Origin of the sequence: Wolbachia endosymbiont (group A) of Hedychridium roseum (assembly GCF_964028325.1) — a bacterium.
GTDB lineage: Bacteria > Pseudomonadota > Alphaproteobacteria > Rickettsiales > Anaplasmataceae > Wolbachia.
On record NZ_OZ034755.1, the window covers coordinates 763295 to 782186 of the forward strand.

Below are 18892 nucleotides of genomic sequence, written 5' to 3' on the forward strand. Positions count from 1 at the left end.
CATTATTTAAAAGAAAAGCACTTTCTACCACCTTTATACCAGAGAATTAGTCTTATTTTATTAAAATAATACCACCAACTTCCAAAATTAATGTATACAACCCACCACCTCACTAATGTTACTAAATCCATCTCTCCTTATTAGTTCTGCAAGTTCTAGATTAATTTTGTTTACAACTTGAGGTCCGTGGTATATGAGAGCAGTGTACAACTGCACCAAAGAGGCTCCTGCCTTTATTTTTTTATATGCATCAGCACCACTTGAGATTCCTCCGCACCCTATCAATAATATTTTGCCCTTAGTAAATTTGTACATATCGCCCAATAACTCGGTTGAAAGTTTGAACAGTGGTTTGCCACTCAATCCGCCACTTTCGTTGTGGTGGGAATGCAGATTATCTCTACTTACCGTAGTGTTGCTTACTGTTAATCCGTCAATCTTATATTCCAACGCAAGCTCAGCGATATTTTCTTTCGTTTGCTGATCTATATCTGGTGAGATTTTTAATATTATTGGTATGGATTTAGAATTATCAATTGATTTCCGGATGGATTTCAACAATTTCGATAATTCTTGCTTATTGTGCAGATTGCGTAAATTAGGCGTGTTTGGAGACGAGATGTTCAGCACTATATAATTGCTTTTTCCATATACCATCTTTATTAAATCAACATAATCACTAATTTGGTCTTTCGATGCACTATTTTTTCCTATATTTATGCCAAAAATGCAGTCATCAAGCTTGGTTTCATCTATTTGTTTAAGAAAATAGTCTATTCCTTTATTGTTAAATCCCAATCTGTTAATTACCCCTTGATCTTTAATTAACCGAAAAATTCTTGGTTTTTTGTTTCCATATTGTGGATTACGAGTTACAGTACCAGTTTCAATAAACCCAAAACCAAATGAAAGCATAGGCCTTATAACTTCTGCATTCTTGTCAAAACCTGCAGCCAGGCCCACGGGGCTTCTGAGCTTATTACCAAAAAAATTCACACTCAAAGATTCTGGTAGCTCTATAGGATTCTTATAAGGTATTTTCTTTAATGCCATGATTGCCAAAGAGTGAGCAACTTCAGGCGGCAGTAAAAACAATAAATTACGTAATATCATTTTGTAAAACACTTTGCTTATTTTTAGTTTATTTTTTACCATGAAACGCTATAAGAGTATAACCATAACTTGAAAAGAAATTGATTTTACTTATGAATAATGGACAAGCTTTCTCTATAGGTTACACACTTAAAGCTACTGTTGAATTGAGCAACTTTTACAAGATATAGAAAATGAAAGAGGCCGGGACCGGAATTGAACCGGTATAAAAGGATTTGCAGTCCTCCGCATAAGCCATTCTGCCACCCAGCCGTTTTTTATGTGTAGATATCCATTATATCTTTTAGCATAGATAAAGCTTCCTCCCTTTTGCGTTGAAAAGTGTTACGTCCAATGATTGAACCATTACCACCTCCCTGCTTAATTTCTTTCGCTTCATTGCATATGTCATCTACTTCCTTCGATTCGCCACCAGAAAAAACTACTATTCTTTTCCCTGCAAAGCAAGATTTTTTAATATATTCAATTCTTTTAGATAATGATTCAATATTTTCTGTTTCTATCTTTTCTTTTTCCAAATATCTAGTTGGAAGCTTTACTTTGATTATATTAGCGCCAAGTAAAGCTGCTATGTGCGCAGCATAGGCAATAACATCAACTGCTGTTTCACCTTCTTTGGAAATTCCTTCACCACGTGGATAAGACCATAGCACTACTGCAAGCCCATAAGATTTGGCTTCAGCTACGATTTCACGGGCTTCTTCCATCATATCAAAACACTTAGCAGAACCAGGATATATAGTAAATCCAACAGCCAAGCAGCCCAAACGCAGTGCATCTTTCACAGAAGAGGTTATTGCTTGATCAGAAGTCAGATTTTTTGAATGTAAGGAGTTGGAACTATTAAGTTTCAAAATAAGTGGGAGCATTCCAGCATAAGTTGAAGCACCAGCTTCAATCATACCAAGTGGAGCAGCATATGCACTTACTCCCGAATTAACTGCAAGCTGAAAATGATAATGTGGGTCATAAGCATCAGGGTTAACTTCAAAGCTTTTTATTGGCCCGTGCTCAAATCCTTGATCTACTGGCAGAATCACTAACTTGTCAGTACCGCCAAGCTTTCCATGCATGAGAATACGAGTAAGATTTGCTTTTACCCCGGGGTTTTCACTTTCGTAGTAGCTTAGGACTTGTTTTACTTTATCACTTATCACTATAATTCAAATTAAATTTAAGTTATAAATTGTAACAAAGATGAAGTTCAATACAAGGATTTTAAACTATATTAAAAGCAATTTTATTTTCTACTTTATTCATATAGATTCTTAATTTCTTTCCTTTTATTAATTTACGATTCAGTATTTCTTCCGCTAAGTAACTTTTTATCTCTTTTTCAATAAGTCTCTCTATCGGACGTGCTCCCATTTCCTTACTATAACCCATTTGTACAAGATAAGATTTCACTTCATCCTCTACCAAGCAGTTTATGCCTTTTTGCGTCAGTTGCTTTTTCAGTTCTAGGACAAATTTATCCACAATATGCAAAATCACATCCGTACTTAAGTCAGAAAAAGAAATAATCGCATCAAGACGATTACGAAATTCAGGGCTAAAAACCTGTTCTATTGCTTTTTCGCTATCACCAATGTTAAAATTTTTATGCCCAAAGCCAACAAAACTTTTGCTGCGTTCAACTGCTCCTGCATTAGTTGTCATAATTAAAATTATATTGGAAAAGTTAACTTTACGTCCGTAAGTGTCTGTAACACAACCATAATCCATAATTTGTAGCAATATATTATAGATATCGCTATGGGCCTTTTCAATTTCATCAAGCAGCACAACACTATATTGATTGTTAGATACAGACTCTGTGAGTAATCCACCCTGATCATAACCTACATATCCAGGAGGAGAACCAATCATCCTTGATATCGTATGAGATTCAATATATTCGGACATATCAAAGCGTATAAGATTCATGCCCATGCTTTCTGCTAATTGTTTTGCTAGCTCGGTTTTACCAACACCGGTTGGCCCTGCAAAAAGATAATTTGCTAAAGGCTTATTGTAATTTCTCAACCCAGATTTAGCAATTTTAATAGAATTAACAAGAGATTCTATTGCCTGCTCTTGGCCAAAAATCACCTTTTCTAGATTAGCTTTTAAAGACTTTACTTTCTGCAAATCATCAGATTCAGATCCGCAAGGCACATTTGTAATTCTAGTAATGGTATTCTTAATATCTCTACTATTTACAATTTTACCCCTGTTTCTTAGCAATTTACAATATGCCCCTGCCTCATCAATAACATCAACCGCTTTATCAGGTAATATTCGCCTAGTAATATACTTATGCGAAAGTTCAGCCGCAGACCTAATGGCATTCTTTGTATAATATACTCCATGATACCCTTCATAGTAGTGCTTTATACCATCTAGTATCTTTATCGTTTCATTAACAGAAGATTCTTTAACATTAATTTTTTGAAACCTTCTCGCTAGTGCTTTATCTTTTTCAAAACTAGTGCTGTATTCTCTATATGTAGTTGCACCTATACAACGCAGTGTACCTCTTGCAAGCGCAGGTTTGAGTAGGTTACCTGCATCAAGAAAGCTACCACTTGTAGAACCTGCTCCAATGATAGTGTGTATTTCGTCAATAAAAAGGATAGCACCTGGTTTTGCCTCAATCGCTTTTATTATAGATTTTATTCTCTCTTCAAAATCACCTCTGTAGCGTGTCCCTGCAAGGAGTGATCCTAAATCCAAAGCATAAATTATACTGGACCTGAGCGCACTCGGAACACTGCCTTCAATGATCTTGAGTACCAAACCCTCAACTATTGTTGTTTTGCCAACACCTGGGTCTCCAACATATAAAGGGTTGTTTTTTCTACGCCTCAATAATATTTCTATAGTGCGATTTAATTCATAATCACGACCAATAACATAATCTATTTTTTTGCTTCTTGCATAGTCATTTAAATTTTTACAATAACTTTGTAGAACTTCCTCATCTTTTAGTAGCTCACCTTTATTTACTGTAGTAGGAGCGTCATTATTTTTATCAAGTTTTACTTTATGATTGGTGGTGTATTCATCTATATCGCTCAAGTATTTCATATTAGATATATGGTAAATCAAATTGGAATCTTTCACACTTTGTTTCTGCAATAGATCTTCAACGTATAAATCTTGCCCAGACAAAATTTCTACTAGAACACTTGCTCCATTTATTTCTTTTTTTCCCAAGCTATGAGCCCGTATTATTGCTCTGTGTATTATGCATTGAAACATTGAGCTAGGTTTAACTCCACTGATAATCAATTCAGAACTGCTTTGTAAAAACCCTTTTATATTATTATTATAATCATTAGCCTTAATATTGCATCTTGATAGAATGTTATCCATATTGATGATTTCATCGGCTCTGATATTACATCTTGATAAAACGTAATTTACATCCACGTCTTTAGTTAACGCCAGCAATAAATGTTCTACTTTCGCATATTTTAGATTAAAATTAGAAGCAATGAGTAGCGCTCTATTCAAACTTGCCTCTAAGTTTTTGGAAATCATCTCCTATTCTCTTTAAAAGTGGGAACTCATATATAATGAATAGCACACAATTATTAAAAAAATTGAAATCCAGCAGTTCGCTGTAGCCAATTTGAATCCCCACTCTGGATCTACGTCATAGCACCGCGATATCTCAACATAGATTCCGCTAATGAGTAGCGGAATGACGAGTTTTACGCTTATCAAGTTGTAGGTAAATCCTATTTAATATGCTTTTTCTAGTACTCTGCTTTTCTTCTTAAATGCATTGATCTTTTTTCTACCGTATTTAGTCTTTAACGTACTTGGCCTTTTAAAGACCTTTTTGCTATTACGTTTTTTAAATTGCACACTACAATCAAAATTTGGCTCTCCTTCTTTGTCTGCCAATGCAGGCAGTCTTCTCTTATCTTGAGGTGTAACAAAAGATAGCGCATGCCCTTCAGCTCCAGCACGTGCAGTTCTGCCTATACGATGAATATAGTCAGCTTGCGATTGTGGTGCATCATAATTGATAACATGTTGAATGTGGGGAATATCAAGGCCGCGAGAAGCAACATCTGTTGCAACCATGATTTGATTGCGGCCACGACGAAAAGAATTAATGACCCTTTCGCGCTTGTGCTGCCTTAAATCACCATGAATTGCTAAAGCGCTATAGTCATCTTTGTGCAATCTGCTAGCTAGCTGATCCGCTCCTTGCTTTGTTTTGACAAAGATAATGATTGATCCTTCGCGCTGACATAGTTGTGTAACAAGCTTTTCATATTTTTCTGATTCTGATGCATAAACAATCTCTTGCTTAATTTTTACAGAAGTTGTAGTCTCACAATCAACAGAAATACGTTCTGGTCGATTAAGGTACTTCTCAGTAAGTTTAACTATATCACTAGGAAGAGTTGCAGAAAACATAAGAGTCTGCCGTATTTTTGGCAGATATTTCATGATCCCTTCAATTTGAATTCCAAAGCCCATATCAAACATACGATCCGTTTCATCAAGCACAAGAACGCTAACATTGCGAGTAATCAAAGTTTTACGCTCAATATGGTCTATAATACGACCAGGAGTACCTATTACAATTTGTGGTTTTTTCTGAAGCTGATTTAGCTGCCTAAAAATAGGCTCACCACCAATCAATAAAGCGACCCTTAGTGCAGAATTTTGAAATAAGAGTTTTCTTATCTCATTTGTTACCTGATGCGCAAGCTCCCTGGTTGGCACGATGACTAAAGCTGAACCAGTGTTAGGCTCATTCAGCAACTTAGCAACCAACGGAATAGCAAATGCCAAAGTTTTTCCAGTTCCCGTTTGAGCAGACCCAAGAATATCTTTACCTTGTAGCGCTAAGGGAATCGCTTGTATTTGAATCGGAGTTGGGACGAAAAGATTATTTTTATCTAGAGCTTGTGTAAGCGAAGCTGGGAGACCCATCTCATAAAAATTATTCACAATACGTTAACCCTATTAAAAGACTTCATAATAGATTAATCTTCCAATCTTAAATTTATTGCAGATTTTTTATCTTCTCCGTTTCTACCACGCTCCTCTTTAACCTCATAACTCACCCTTTCTCCTTTTATCCCCTTCTCTTTATTCTCTCCTTTAAGTGTCTCAGGCCTTATTCCTGAACGTTCCAACGTGCTAATATGTACAAAAACGTCACCCCCTTTACCTTCCGGCTTGATGAAACCATAGCCTTTTTCGGCATTAAACCATTTTACATTACCAAATTCCATTTAAACAACTCCTAAATTATTAATTAACATTACTAATGTGATGAAAAACTTTGAAATTACGATTGAGAATGCTTTAAGCTTAGCTATTGAAACTAAACCTTTATACTCCATAGTCTATTCTTAACATTACATGACAATAATACACAATTGTTGTACTTAATGCAAATAAATTTTTTAATCGTTAAGCGAACCTGCAACCGTCATTTCGCTAACTTTAATCGTTGGTGAATTAAATTGCCCACAAAAAGTTAGATCATCTGCAACGACTAAATTGCTAAACATATCCTTTAAATTGCTAGCAATGGTAATCTCATGTATTGGATACGTTATTTTTCCATTTTCTATAAAAAATCCGGAAGCGCCTTGGCTGTAATCGCCATTGATTAAATTAACACCAAAACCAAATAAATCAGTTACATATATTCCCTCTTTCACTTCCTGAATTAATTCTTCAAACGATACATTACCATTCTCAATGTAGAGGTTACTAGCTGCAGGAATAACTGCAGCATTACTTGCACGAGTTGCACTTCCGGTTGTTTCTGAGTCTAATTTTCTAGCCGAGTATAAGTCTAAAATCCAATTTTGTAATATTCCGTTTTTTACAAATATATTTTTCTTGCTAGTTATCCCTTCTCCATCAAATGGTCTCGATGCTATGCCTCCTGGCAACAATGGATCATCGACAATATTAATTCTATCGTTGAAAATCTGAGCGTTTAAACTACCCCTCAAGAAAGAACTGTTGCTTATAATACTGCTCCCATTTATAGCAGAAGCAAAACTTTTTACTAGCCCTTTTGCTGCTCTTTTTTCAAAAATAACTGGAAATTTACCAGTTTTAATTGTACGTGAATTCAATTGATCAACTGCTCTTTTTGCTGCTTCTTTTCCCATTAACTCTGGCAACTTTAAATCACTAAAATTACATGCTATATCATAATCGTAACCAACCTTCATTTCACTTTCTCTTCCAGCAACAACAGAGACCTGATTAGCAAAGGTTGATTTACTAAACGAGCCAATAAAACCAGAAACAGTCGATAATACTGTATTCACTAAAGCGTATGAAGAAGAGGCTCCTTCAGAATTAGTGATACTCTTATGTGCAAGGGCTGAATTTTCTGCAGCTTCAGCAATTTCTTTTAGGTTATCAACGGTTACAACATTATTATCTGAGATACTTAAATCTGCAGAAGAGATATAATTACTACCATTTACAGCAAAATTAATGCAAGGATCTTCTGGCGCATTCTTTGCCATTTCTACCACTTGGCTTACCGTATCACTAAGATTATTCAAATCGTTTGTAGAAATATACGCAGCTTTGTTTTTACCTGCTATAGCTCTGATTCCTACAGTGCAATTTTTAGATTGTGATATTTGCTCAATTTTTGATAGACGCTGAGAAACTGAAGTCTTATTAGTTTCATATATTGTAACTTCCGCATCTTGATTCTGCTTTTTTATTAATTTAGTGATATCTGCTGCAATATTTAATATATTCATTTTCTATTCCTTAGATTTTTATAAAGACTCTGCACCACCTATAACTTCAATTAAATCAGTTGTAATTGCTGCTTGACGAGAACGATTATAAAGCAATGCTAGTTTGTTCAGCATCTCTTTAGTGTTTCTGTTTGCTGATTCCATAGCAACCATTCTAGCACTATTCTCACTTGTTGCACTTTCAAGTAAAGCAGAGTAAAGAGCAATTACAACGTAATCCTGAATCAAAGATTTTAAAATAAATTCAATATTTTGTGGTTCATACTCATAGCCGTAATCTGTTGTTGGACCAGCCAGAGAGTTATCAATCAAGGATGAGTCTTTACTCCATGGTTTTATTGTTTCCAACATTGGTTTTTGCGTGAAGGTATTATAGAATTTACTATAAAAAACTTTAACTTTATCGTATTTACTTAGATCTATACCACCAACCAAAGCTTCTACGTGCTTTAACGTGATCCCCTTACTATTTTCAATTTTTAAGATACTTTTAGAGTCAAACCTATTTTTACCTACATCAAAAGCTTTTTTACCAAGAAATACAATATCTACTTTTTTGCCATTTGCGATTGACTTATTTACACGCTCTTGACTAAATTTGACAATAGAAGAGTTAAAGTTGCCGCACAAGCCACGATCAGACGCAACAATGAATACTAGGTAAGAACCGTCATTACTGATATTTAGAATTTTTGCCAGTAATTTTTGATCAACTGATAGCATTAATGAAGAAATAATGCTATGCAGCTTAGATATATATAATTTTGAATTTGATAATTTCTTTTGGCTTTGTAATAACTTTGCTGCAGAAACCATTTGCATTATTTTCGTGGTTTTCTGTACAGACCTAATATTCTTAATTCTTAAGGATAATTCCTTTAAGCTCTTCATTTTGTATACAACCCTGATTTATTAAAATATATAATTGTTAGTGTCTAAAAGCAAGTTTTTTTGACATTAGAACCAAGTCTAACTAAAAAACTTGCAGGTTTATTATTTTGAAATAAGGGTTATATTAAGAGATCTACTCCAAAAATTGTTCAATAGAGGTCTTTGATGGTAATTTCCCATATATTATTATCATCACACTTTGTGGAACCTTATAATATATAATAAACGCAATTAAAACTATTACAATTTGAACATTTATGATCCCATTGCTTTAGTTCTCTGTTACAATTTTTACACTTCCAGCCCGGATCAGGCAAAGCTTCTGAGCCCATCTTGTTTAGCCAATAAATTACCTTGTCGTGTTCTTGCAATGTAACCTTAAGTTGTATTACAATAAAGTAGATTGACATGTAATTAGCCTTTTTCATAGCAGTGTCTAAATATTGACTTGCAAGATCATATTTACCTGAACTCATTGAGGACAAAGCAAGTAAACAGTAACTAAAATAATAATCAGGGCGTAAGTTGTATAGTCTTTCAGCACCTTTACTATTTAAATTGATGTACATTTTAGCTGACTGAGGAGTAGGATTTACTGCATATTCTGCCTCTAGCACTGCAGAAGCTTTTCTGATTTTTCCAAGTTTAATATATAATTCTGCCTTTAAATAATTAATGGGCCGAAAAGTTGCATAATAACTTTGTGCTCTGAGTAAAGACTTTATAGCCCCTTTAAAATCCCCTTTACTTTCATATTGTTTTGCCAAAGCACAATAAAAAACTGCAAACATTTCTTTATGGTCAAAGGGAAGAAAAATATTGAACTTAACTGCTTCCCTCAACTTCAAAATTGCATTAATCCAATCTTCTTTCAATATGCAATGCTCTATTTGAAAGGGAATAGATAGCATTTTATCATTAATTGAACTAGAGCAATATTCTATAAATTTTTGAAAGACTACTTTTTCTTGTTTGAGGTGAACAATCAGCTTATTGGCCAGAAGTAGAGCTAAGTTACGATTTTTATTTGCAACGTTTGTTAAACCGTTACTGAAAAAGCTGTAATTTCCCGTCTTACCTGAGTTAAAGAGCTTTATTAAAGATAACTTATCACTCTTCTCATTTAGACTTTTAACTAGCTTTTCAGCATTCTCTATATTGTCTAAGTCTATGCTAAAAAAAGCTTCAAAGAGAAGCAATTCTTCCCTATCCCTTCTTCTATTTCTTATGTTGGCAAATGTTGATAAAATGGAGGAAAAAAAGCGTACAAGTGTAATTAATAAAAATAATAAAACTACACAAGTAAAAATAATGAAATATAGATCAATACTTATAGTGTAATTGCCTAATTCCAATTTTATTACTTCACCACTTACCTTGACCCATATGCCAAATAAAAACGAAAGAGCGAAAATTATAAAATAAATCATGAGATATATTGTAATAAGTGATGATATATTGTTGAAATATTCTTAGAAGCTACAATAAAACCATTCAATTTATTCAGCCATGGCTTGAATTCTGAATGCGTTAAATTGCTTACTGTAACAGTTATATTTTGCCAATCATTATCGTTTATTGACTCCTCAATTTCTGCGAATTTTGCCCTTAATGGGTCATTTTTATCTTGTATTCTAATCCAGTTTGAAATGATTTTTTTAGACAATGTACTTTTATTGTAGTTAATAACAGCAATGGTCTTCTCAAAAGATAACTTCAACTCACGTAAAGTATCTACCTCTTTCAAACTTTCCAATTCATTTACTGCATTTTCTATCTCTGGATCATCAAGCTCTGATATCAAAGGCTTTATTGAATTTATATGATTATCAAATTTTGCTTCTCGCAATAACGAATTCTTCATTTTAACTACAAGTAGCAGCAATCTTGCGAGGTTCTTATACCTTGAGCTACCATCACCTTGCTCACATTGAGTGTGCAGACCTCTCTTTAAGTCAAATATCTTTTTTTCTACCCTGGATTGATTAACTTCAAGTGACATTCTGAATTCATCTATTTTTTCCGTTAAAACATTTATATTGTCTTCGCTTTCTTGCTGACTTATTTTAAAAAAGATTATGTTATTTATTGTGATGTAACCGGTAAATAACAATACAATTAAGAACCAACCTATGTACTTTTGCTGAGTATCATTCATAACGTAGTATCTCCGCAGGATCTTGTGCAGCTGCCTGCAATGCAGGAGCAATTGTCGCTAAAAATGATAAGAGTAACGCAAGTGCAGAAATACTTACTACATCTTGAGGGACTAATATCACCGGTAAACTTGAAAAAAAGTATATCATAGGATCAAACAGCTTGACGTTAGTAATGTTTTCTAAAAACACTCTAATACTTTCGATATTGAGAGAAAAAACGACACCTATAATACAGCCAAGACAAGTTCCCGTAAAACCGATTAATAGACCACAAGCGCAAAATATGCGCATAATGCTTCCACTTGTTGCACCAAATGTACGCATAATTGCAATCGCGGATTTCTTTTCTTGCACTATCATCATTAAATTTGAGATAATATTAAACGCTGCTACAACTATAATCAAAGTAAGAATTAAAAACATCACATTTCTTTCAGTTTTTAAAGCACTAAAATAATGGCTTTGCTGTGATTGCCAACTTTCAGCTTTCATTCCTATTTCTTTTTCTATAGCATCTGCAAGCTTACCAGCTCTAGTAACGTCGTCTACAAGTACTTCTATATTTTTTATGCTATTTTCATAATTAAAAAAGGCTTGTGCTGATTTTAGAGGCATATATATCAAGGTATTATCATACTCAAACATACCCATATCAAATATTGCTATAACTTTATATTTTTTCATTCGCGGCATTTCACCAAGTAATGCATCAAATTCTTCAGATGATATAAACGTAATTTTGTCGCCATAGTCAACGTTCAAAGCTTCTGCCAATCGTGCTCCTATTATTATCCCTTCATCAAATTTTTTTACATCACCTATAATTACATTATTTGTAATGGTAGTACTATCAAGCAAATCTTTAGTTGACACACCTCGCACTACGCTACCTGCAATTTTACCATTTGCTACAATAATAACTTGATCATTGGTCATAGGAGTAGCTTTTAATATACCAGGAATTTTCTCAATCGATTTCGAAACTGTGCAGTAATCTGAATTTATGTTCCTATCAAAATAAACATTAATATGGCCATCAATGCCAAGTATTGAGTCAAGCAACTTTGCTCTGAATCCGTTCATCACAGACATCACCACTATTAGTGTTGCAACTCCAAGGGCAATGCCGATAATAGAGAACAAAGTCGTTATAGAGCAAAATCTGGCATTTTTCGCTCGCAAATAGCAAGCAGCCATAGTAATTTCAAAGGCAATGGACATTACAAAATATTTTGAGGTTAAACATTATATTCTTGAAACTTCGTATAATTGTAGACTTTTCTTTATTTGAAAACTAGATATTTTTACTCCTTTAAATTTAGCAGACTTATAGAGTATCTTTAACATTAGAATTTCAAAATCTTCCATATACATCATCCAACCTCACTATATCATTATCAGATAAATGCTCTCCTATCTGAAATTCAACTATTTCAAGTGGAGAGCTTGTGCTTCTATTTTCAATCCTATGGGAAACTTCCCTTGGGATTTCTATCATATGGTCTTTTACTATAGCATATTCTTTGTCGCCTAAACTAACATACCCAACTCCCGATAGTACTATATGGTATTCATCTCTATAGTGATGGAATTGCTTAGAAGTGCAGCTTAATGGATTTATAAAAAGATATTTTATAAGAAAATTTTCGCCTATTAAAATTATACTACAAAATCCCCATGGCTTGATTTCTCTTCTTATCGCTTTTGCTTTCTTAACCTTATTAATAAACGATATTAGGCTTTTGTTTGGTTGCTTATAAGCTCCACCCAATAAATTTTTATTACTTTCTGTCGTTGAAACTGGCTCTCTTTTTTTTGTTACATGTCGGAATGACGACGTAAACTTCTCACTCAATTCTAAAACTGAATTCCAAGTTCCAACATCCAGCCAATCGAAATTAGCTTCTATCATTGCAACGTTTTTTGCTTTTTCCATTACCAAGTAATCAATAGAGACGCCTTCAATTCCTGCAAAATCTCGTTGTTTTAAATACAGAAATCTCTCTTGCGGTGTGAAATGTTTCACACTTGCAAAACATAAATTATAAAGAGTCGGGGCAGATTTTTTGATCTCATCTATATAGCGTTTTGCTTTGAACACAAATATTCCAGAATTCCAATAATAATCATTACTTAATACATGCTCAGGTTTCTCTATGAAATCCTTTACTATATGATACTTTTCCTTATAATCATAAACTGCATTTATATAGCCGTATTCAGAATTGAATTCATGAGGCTTAACTCCAAACGTAACTATAGAGTTAGTTTCAGAAGCTAGCTGAGATGCTTTGTGAGCAGAAGCATAAAAATTATTCAAATCACCTATAAAATGGTCTGAAGGCAGAATTAACATTATCTCGTTTTCATTGCAGAGAAGCGCAGCAATTAATATCGCTGCTGCTGTTCCAATTTTCACTGGTTCGAAAATCACTTTATATTCTCGCAGCGCATGCAACTCCTTCTTCACTAACAACTCGTACTGTATATTTGTGGCAATTATGGGTGGCATATAACCACTTTTTAGCCTCAATAAAGTGTTCTGAAACATAGTGTTATGGCTAAATATTTTTTGAAATTGCTTTGGCTTCGATAAAGGCCAAAGTCTGCTGCCACTACCACCACATAGTATTACAGGGCGCATATAGTTAAGAAAATTAATTAAATAATTAACATCTTATGCTAATAGTAAAATACATGCAAGTTTTTGTTGTGGAATAGTTAATAAAGAAAGTAAATGTTAATTTAAAGTAGTGGCCGGTTAGCGAGGAGGTAATTGAAATTTTTCGTCTTGCAATGAACTCCGTCTGCTTAGTACTTCATTAACATGAGGAGTATCACTCACTTTTTCAACATCTGCTTTTTTAGACGCAGCTATTTTCTCATTACTTTTGTTTTGCAACTTCTCCTTCTTTAAGCTTTTTCCAATATCTGGTTCTCTAGATTTATCTATACTTTCACTACTTTTATTTGACGGCTTCTCTAAGTCTTTTTCAATACCTGGCCTTCTAGCATTAAGCTCATCCCATGTGCCCACTATACTAAGTGGCTTATGATCCTTTTGCCCTGGCTTTAGCCTTTCTCCACCTTTAATAACATTAAAGTCACTTTTTGCTTCTTCCCAACATCCTTTCAATTGGTGTTTCCACATAGTGAAGTAAGCATCACCATACTTCTTCTTATCTGCTACAAATAATAAAATTGGAGCCTTAAGTATGGTAGCTCCCATATTCACTAAATTTTTTACTGCCATTGCAGGGGTGAACAAAAGATAGCCAAAAGACTTTGCAATTGGGTTTTGTTCGCTTATTAAATACTCCCCTAACTTTATAGGAAGAGAAGTCAACAATTTAGTACAAACTTTAGCCAAGCTTGCAACGAAAATAATAGGAACAGATATAAGACTTTTATCTAGCTCCAAGTTATTATTCTGATCTCTAATTTCTGAAAAATGGGTGCTTAGCTTCTTGTAATCACTAGTGTATAGTAATTTTCCATTTCTTCCTTTTTCATCTCTATCTTTCTCATCAACTTCTCCCGTGTCATCATTGATGAAGCAACCTTTTTTAGCAAGAAAAGAAGAATTAGTTAATCTAAGTAACTTAGTATCAACCTCAAAGACCGGCAAGTGTTTTTCAAGATCTATTTTTGAAAACTTAAATGGCTTATAAAATTTACTATAATCATTAACCTCACGCCTACCTTTACTAACTAAAAAGTCAATAGTAAAGTAAGATTTTTTATCAATTTCCTTAACCAAGGCTAGATCAAATTCGTATTCATTATATATAAGCTGGTACTCTGGATTTCCGTCTTTATTTTTTACAAGCTTGTCATTTTTTTTTACAACTCTCCCAGAATCTACAATCTGATCATAATTTTTTGGATATTGACACTTTCGTCCATCCTCATATATCATTACCTTTCTAAGGTCTTTGACATAAACTTGAGACTCAGATGAACTAAATAGATCCTTCACCTTTAGCGTAAGGTCTATTCCCCACTTTTTCAATGTCTCTAACATATTGCTAAAACAAAATCGCTATAGTTCAATGATAAAACTAGTACACTAATAATATATTAACACAGAATTGGCAATTTTACAAGAAAATATGCCTGTAGAAGACAAAGATTGTAAAAGCGAGGGTTATATAAGTAATGCTTGATAAGTACTTTATGCATGTAATTGTGAAAATCCTTAGAGATACGCTGTGTATATAATCTTCACACACTACCTGCATTCCAAGAACTGCGTGCCAAAAAATGCAAAACAACAATACAACAAAAAATAAAAGCTCTAGAGGGTGATTAATAAATTTTTCACTAAAAGACAAAGAGCTATCAGTATAAAATGGGCAAGAAAATGAATAGATAAACCAAGGAAACAGGAGCAGTAAAATTACTGCAGAAACACGCTGGACCCACCAATGATGTACTGAATTTCCAGATTGACTCATATAAACATAAATAAAAAAGCAATAGTAGAAAGAAGTAGCGTTACTGTCAGCAGTATAGCACTCCTTGAAACGCCAGTAATTTCTAAATTAAGCCCAACATCCCACAATAAATGACGAATACCATTAAGAAAATGATATACAAAACTTACAAAACATAAGACATAAGCTAATTTAGCAACAGGAGTGAATAATAATGCATTTAAGTACCTTACTATAAGTAACTCAGGAAAGTAAACATGTAATATGAAATACCAAGAAAGTATCATTAATAAAAGGAATAGCAAGATACCAGTCAATCTGTGCATAATAGAGAAAAAACTAGTAACTTGTACTTTATATATTTGTAAATGTGGAGAAAGAGGCCTATCACTCATAAAATTTCGTTATTGGGAAATTAAAATAAAGTAGAAGTAAAGACAGCAGTATAGCACATAACAACACCATCATTAAAAATGGTAAGTTATGCGCAAAGCCCAAGGAGGTAATCCAGCTGCAGATTCCCCTACTGCTACCTTGTTACGACTTCACCCCAGTCACCGATCCCACTTTAAATAACTCCCTCCTTGCGGTTAGGTCGTTAGCTTCGAGTGAAACCAATTCCCATGGTGTGACGGGCAGTGTGTACAAGACCCGAGAACGTATTCACCGTGGCATGCTGATCCACGATTACTAGCGATTCCAACTTCATGTACTCGAGTTGCAGAGTACAATCCGAACTGAGATGGCTTTTAAGGGATTAGCTTAGCCTCGCGACTTTGCAGCCCATTGTAGCCACCATTGTAGCACGTGTGTAGCCCACTCCATAAGGGCCATGATGACTTGACATCATCCCCACCTTCCTCCAGTTTATCACTGGCAGTTTCCTTAAAGTCCCCAGCATTACCTGATGGTAACTAAGGATGAGGGTTGCGCTCGTTTCGGGACTTAACCCAACATCTCACGACACGAGCTGACGACAGCCATGCAACACCTGTGTGAAATCCGGCCGAACCGACCCTATCCCTTCGAATAGGTATAATTTCCATGTCAAGGAGTGGTAAGGTTTTTCGCGTTGCATCGAATTAAACCACATGCTCCACCGCTTGTGCGGGTCCCCGTCAATTCCTTTGAGTTTTAATCTTGCGACCGTAGTCCCCAGGCGGAATGTTTAACGCGTTAGCTGTAATACAGAAAGTAAACTTCCCATATTTAACATTCATCGTTTACAGCGTGGACTACCAGGGTATCTAATCCTGTTTGCTCCCCACGCCTTCGCGCCTCAGCGTCAGATTTGAACCAGATAGACGCCTTCGCCACTGGTGTTCCTCCTAATATTTACGAATTTCACCTCTACACTAGGAATTCCTCTATCCTCTTTCAATCTCTAGGTTAGCAGTTTTAAAAGCAGTTCCAAGGTTAAGCCTCGGGATTTCACTTTTAACTTACTAACCAGCCTACGCGCCCTTTACGCCCAATAATTCCGAATAACGCTAGCCCTCTCCGTATTACCGCGGCTGCTGGCACGGAGTTAGCCAGGACTTCTTCTGTGAGTACCGTCATTATCTTCCTCACTAAAAGAGCTTTACAACCCAAAGGCCTTCTTCACTCATGCGGCATGGCTGGATCAGGCTTTCGCCCATTGTCCAATATTCCCCACTGCTGCCTCCCGTAGGAGTCTGGACCGTATCTCAGTTCCAGTGTGGCTGATCATCCTCTCAGATCAGCTATAGATCATTGCCTTGGTAGGCTATTACTCCACCAACTAGCTAATCTAATATAGGCTCATCTAATAGCAATAAATTTTTCCCCCGTAGGGCGTATACGGTATTAGTTGCTGTTTCCAACAATTATTCCGTACTACTAGGTAGATTCCTATATATTACTCACCCGTCTGCCACTAAGTTATACCATAGCAAGCTACAATATAACTCCGTTCGACTTGCATGTGTTAGGCCTGCCGCCAGCGTTCATTCTGAGCCAGGATCAAACTCTCAAATTTAGACTTCAACCTATAAAAGGTTGAGGGTACATCGGATAAATCCGACAAAAAATAATTTAGCTTAATACTGCTGTCTTTATTTCTACTTTAGAAATATTTTAATCTCCAACTATTCAAACAACTTTGAGAACATTATTATGTGATATAATCACTATGTCAATATGTTTTTGCAAATCAAAAGCATTAATGTATAAATATATAACTATTTGGAATATTACCATGAAAAAATACATCTTTCTGCTTGCACTCGCACCAATGTTAGTTGGCATCACATTATACTTATTGCGCAACATTGATAACACAAAACAATCTATAACTGCGGGTGACAAGTTTTACGAAGTATTATTCTTTAAAAAAGATAATAAGCCGCTGCTAGAAGAAATAGATTCAAATTGGGGGTATTTAGCAAATTTTGAACACGCATTCAATCATATCTCAGATTCAATGCCAACAAACACAGCATCTATTTATAATGATTTGGCAGATGATAAAGATGCTCCTAATGTTTTGCGTGAGTTAGCACAATACTTAGAGGTAATGAGCTTACTTCACTCCAACGGTGAAAAAATAAATAAAGATAAAATTGATAATTTAGAATCAAGTGCAGTGTATCCTTATTCAAGCCAAGAAGCTATCGCTGTAGTAAAGATACATAATAACGACATTAAAGGTGCAACTGAAATATTGCGTTCCCTATTAAATGACAGAAAATGCCCTATCCTAATCAAAGCTAATGCACAAGAACTACTCAGGATATATGGAAGTTAACTCATTAGACTTTTTGTATAGTTTTTGGCAACAACCGTTAGAAACGAAAAAACTTCCTTGACAAACTCCGCCAGCCCCCTTATCATGATAGTGAAGGTATTCAGTTATCTTCATCTGTGCAGATTAAACAGCAAGAAAACAACGTAGTTGGCGTCTTATTTTTAATTTTTTGCACTATGTGCACCTTATGTCTTCACAACATTTCTGGGTTTTTACCTATATAAGCTGAAACGCGCTTATAAGTCGTTTAAGACAGTATAGTACGCCAATTTGCAGGATTAGAGAGTGACAACTAGCTAACACGGGGTTTCTTTTGCCTTTTTTTCTGTTTAGTAAATTTCTTAAACATTTAAACAAAGGTGAGTTGCATTTAAAAGCAGCTAAATTGCAGTGTTTAAGACTTAAAAAACGCCAATACTGAAAATAGACAATGACTAGGGCTTCTTTTGCCTTTTTTTTCGTTTGGTAAATTTCTTAACGTTTGTAGCTAAAAGAGCCCAAGAGAGGTGTCATCCCGCTGCTTGTTAGCGGGATCTATGTTAAGAGATACCGCGAATGAATCGCGGTATGACGTAGGACTGCTGTCATCCCAGTGCTTGACACTGGGATCCAGTTTTCCATATAATCTCATCGAAAATGTTGTAACCACTTTCTATGCTAGTTTGCTTGCTTACAAGCAAACTTTTCTGGATCCCAGTGTCGGGGCACTGGGATGACATCATTCTTTTTCCTGGATCCAAGTAGTCTGGGCACTGGGATGACAAAAAAAGGATG

The 18892-nt window shown here is 35.0% G+C and carries 17 protein-coding genes, 1 tRNA gene and 1 rRNA gene; 1 reads left to right on the top strand and 18 read right to left on the bottom strand.

The features are described 5' to 3' along the window. Positions 1 to 87: 87 nt before the first annotated feature. The 16 genes from ABWU23_RS03680 to ABWU23_RS03755 form a co-directional block, all read right to left on the bottom strand. Positions 88 to 1155, bottom strand: a complete 1068-nt coding sequence (locus ABWU23_RS03680; RefSeq protein ID WP_264688383.1) for a quinone-dependent dihydroorotate dehydrogenase — start codon at positions 1153 to 1155, stop codon at positions 88 to 90. Between the two features lie 138 nt (positions 1156 to 1293). Beyond that, positions 1294 to 1365, bottom strand: a tRNA-Cys gene (locus ABWU23_RS03685). A 5-nt stretch (positions 1366 to 1370) separates the two neighbouring features. Next, positions 1371 to 2267: a class I fructose-bisphosphate aldolase gene (locus ABWU23_RS03690; protein ID WP_353271038.1), complete on the bottom strand. Its 897-nt coding sequence runs from the start codon at positions 2265 to 2267 to the stop codon at positions 1371 to 1373. 64 nt (positions 2268 to 2331) lie between these two features. Continuing rightward, on the bottom strand, positions 2332 to 4638 hold the full coding sequence (locus ABWU23_RS03695) for an AAA family ATPase (protein WP_353270819.1): 2307 nt from the start codon (positions 4636 to 4638) through the stop codon (positions 2332 to 2334). Between the two features lie 204 nt (positions 4639 to 4842). Then, a complete protein-coding gene (locus tag ABWU23_RS03700) occupies positions 4843 to 6069 on the bottom strand; it encodes a DEAD/DEAH box helicase (protein WP_253309848.1) in 1227 nt (408 codons plus the stop codon). A gap of 35 nt (positions 6070 to 6104) precedes the next feature. Continuing rightward, complete coding sequence (locus ABWU23_RS03705; RefSeq protein WP_064124857.1) at positions 6105 to 6356, bottom strand: cold-shock protein; 252 nt, start codon at positions 6354 to 6356, stop codon at positions 6105 to 6107. A 174-nt stretch (positions 6357 to 6530) separates the two neighbouring features. Further along, positions 6531 to 7865, bottom strand: coding sequence for a TldD/PmbA family protein (locus tag ABWU23_RS03710; protein ID WP_353270820.1), 1335 nt, complete (start codon positions 7863 to 7865; stop codon positions 6531 to 6533). An 18-nt stretch (positions 7866 to 7883) separates the two neighbouring features. Next, the gene (gene atpG, locus ABWU23_RS03715) at positions 7884 to 8756 is read right to left on the bottom strand and encodes an ATP synthase F1 subunit gamma (RefSeq protein WP_264688382.1); all 873 of its coding nucleotides are present in this window, start codon (positions 8754 to 8756) and stop codon (positions 7884 to 7886) included. 209 nt (positions 8757 to 8965) lie between these two features. Beyond that, positions 8966 to 10186: a heme biosynthesis protein HemY gene (locus tag ABWU23_RS03720; protein ID WP_253309851.1), complete on the bottom strand. Its 1221-nt coding sequence runs from the start codon at positions 10184 to 10186 to the stop codon at positions 8966 to 8968. Further along, complete coding sequence (locus ABWU23_RS03725) at positions 10183 to 10914, bottom strand: hypothetical protein (RefSeq protein WP_253309852.1); 732 nt, start codon at positions 10912 to 10914, stop codon at positions 10183 to 10185. Before ABWU23_RS03725 ends, ABWU23_RS03720 begins: the two co-directional genes overlap by 4 nt. Beyond that, complete coding sequence (locus ABWU23_RS03730; RefSeq protein WP_265017656.1) at positions 10907 to 12136, bottom strand: lipoprotein-releasing ABC transporter permease subunit; 1230 nt, start codon at positions 12134 to 12136, stop codon at positions 10907 to 10909. The genes ABWU23_RS03725 and ABWU23_RS03730 overlap by 8 nt, the downstream gene beginning before the upstream one ends. Before the next feature lie 133 nt (positions 12137 to 12269). Continuing rightward, positions 12270 to 13559, bottom strand: a complete 1290-nt coding sequence (locus ABWU23_RS03735) for a sugar phosphate nucleotidyltransferase (protein WP_353270821.1) — start codon at positions 13557 to 13559, stop codon at positions 12270 to 12272. A gap of 117 nt (positions 13560 to 13676) precedes the next feature. After that, entirely contained in the window at positions 13677 to 14939 is a 1263-nt protein-coding gene (locus ABWU23_RS03740) for a hypothetical protein (RefSeq protein WP_253309856.1), read from the bottom strand. A gap of 76 nt (positions 14940 to 15015) precedes the next feature. Beyond that, on the bottom strand, positions 15016 to 15372 hold the full coding sequence (gene sdhD, locus ABWU23_RS03745; RefSeq protein WP_353270822.1) for a succinate dehydrogenase, hydrophobic membrane anchor protein: 357 nt from the start codon (positions 15370 to 15372) through the stop codon (positions 15016 to 15018). Further along, a complete protein-coding gene (sdhC, locus tag ABWU23_RS03750) occupies positions 15369 to 15746 on the bottom strand; it encodes a succinate dehydrogenase, cytochrome b556 subunit (protein WP_253309858.1) in 378 nt (125 codons plus the stop codon). The genes sdhD and sdhC overlap by 4 nt, the downstream gene beginning before the upstream one ends. 100 nt (positions 15747 to 15846) lie before the next feature. Continuing rightward, positions 15847 to 17350: ribosomal RNA gene (locus ABWU23_RS03755) — 16S ribosomal RNA — on the bottom strand. A gap of 153 nt (positions 17351 to 17503) precedes the next feature. On the opposite strand from ABWU23_RS03755, the gene ABWU23_RS03760 reads away from it, so the two are divergent. Next, positions 17504 to 18118 (top strand): hypothetical protein, encoded by a 615-nt coding sequence (locus tag ABWU23_RS03760; protein ID WP_253309859.1) that lies wholly within the window; start codon positions 17504 to 17506, stop codon positions 18116 to 18118. Here ABWU23_RS03760 and ABWU23_RS03765 read toward each other — a convergent pair. Beyond that, the gene (locus ABWU23_RS03765; protein ID WP_353270823.1) at positions 18095 to 18232 is read right to left on the bottom strand and encodes a hypothetical protein; all 138 of its coding nucleotides are present in this window, start codon (positions 18230 to 18232) and stop codon (positions 18095 to 18097) included. The genes ABWU23_RS03760 and ABWU23_RS03765 overlap by 24 nt on opposite strands. 470 nt (positions 18233 to 18702) lie before the next feature. Then, positions 18703 to 18882, bottom strand: a complete 180-nt coding sequence (locus ABWU23_RS03770) for a hypothetical protein (RefSeq protein WP_265016489.1) — start codon at positions 18880 to 18882, stop codon at positions 18703 to 18705. Between the last annotated feature and the right edge of the window lie 10 nt (positions 18883 to 18892).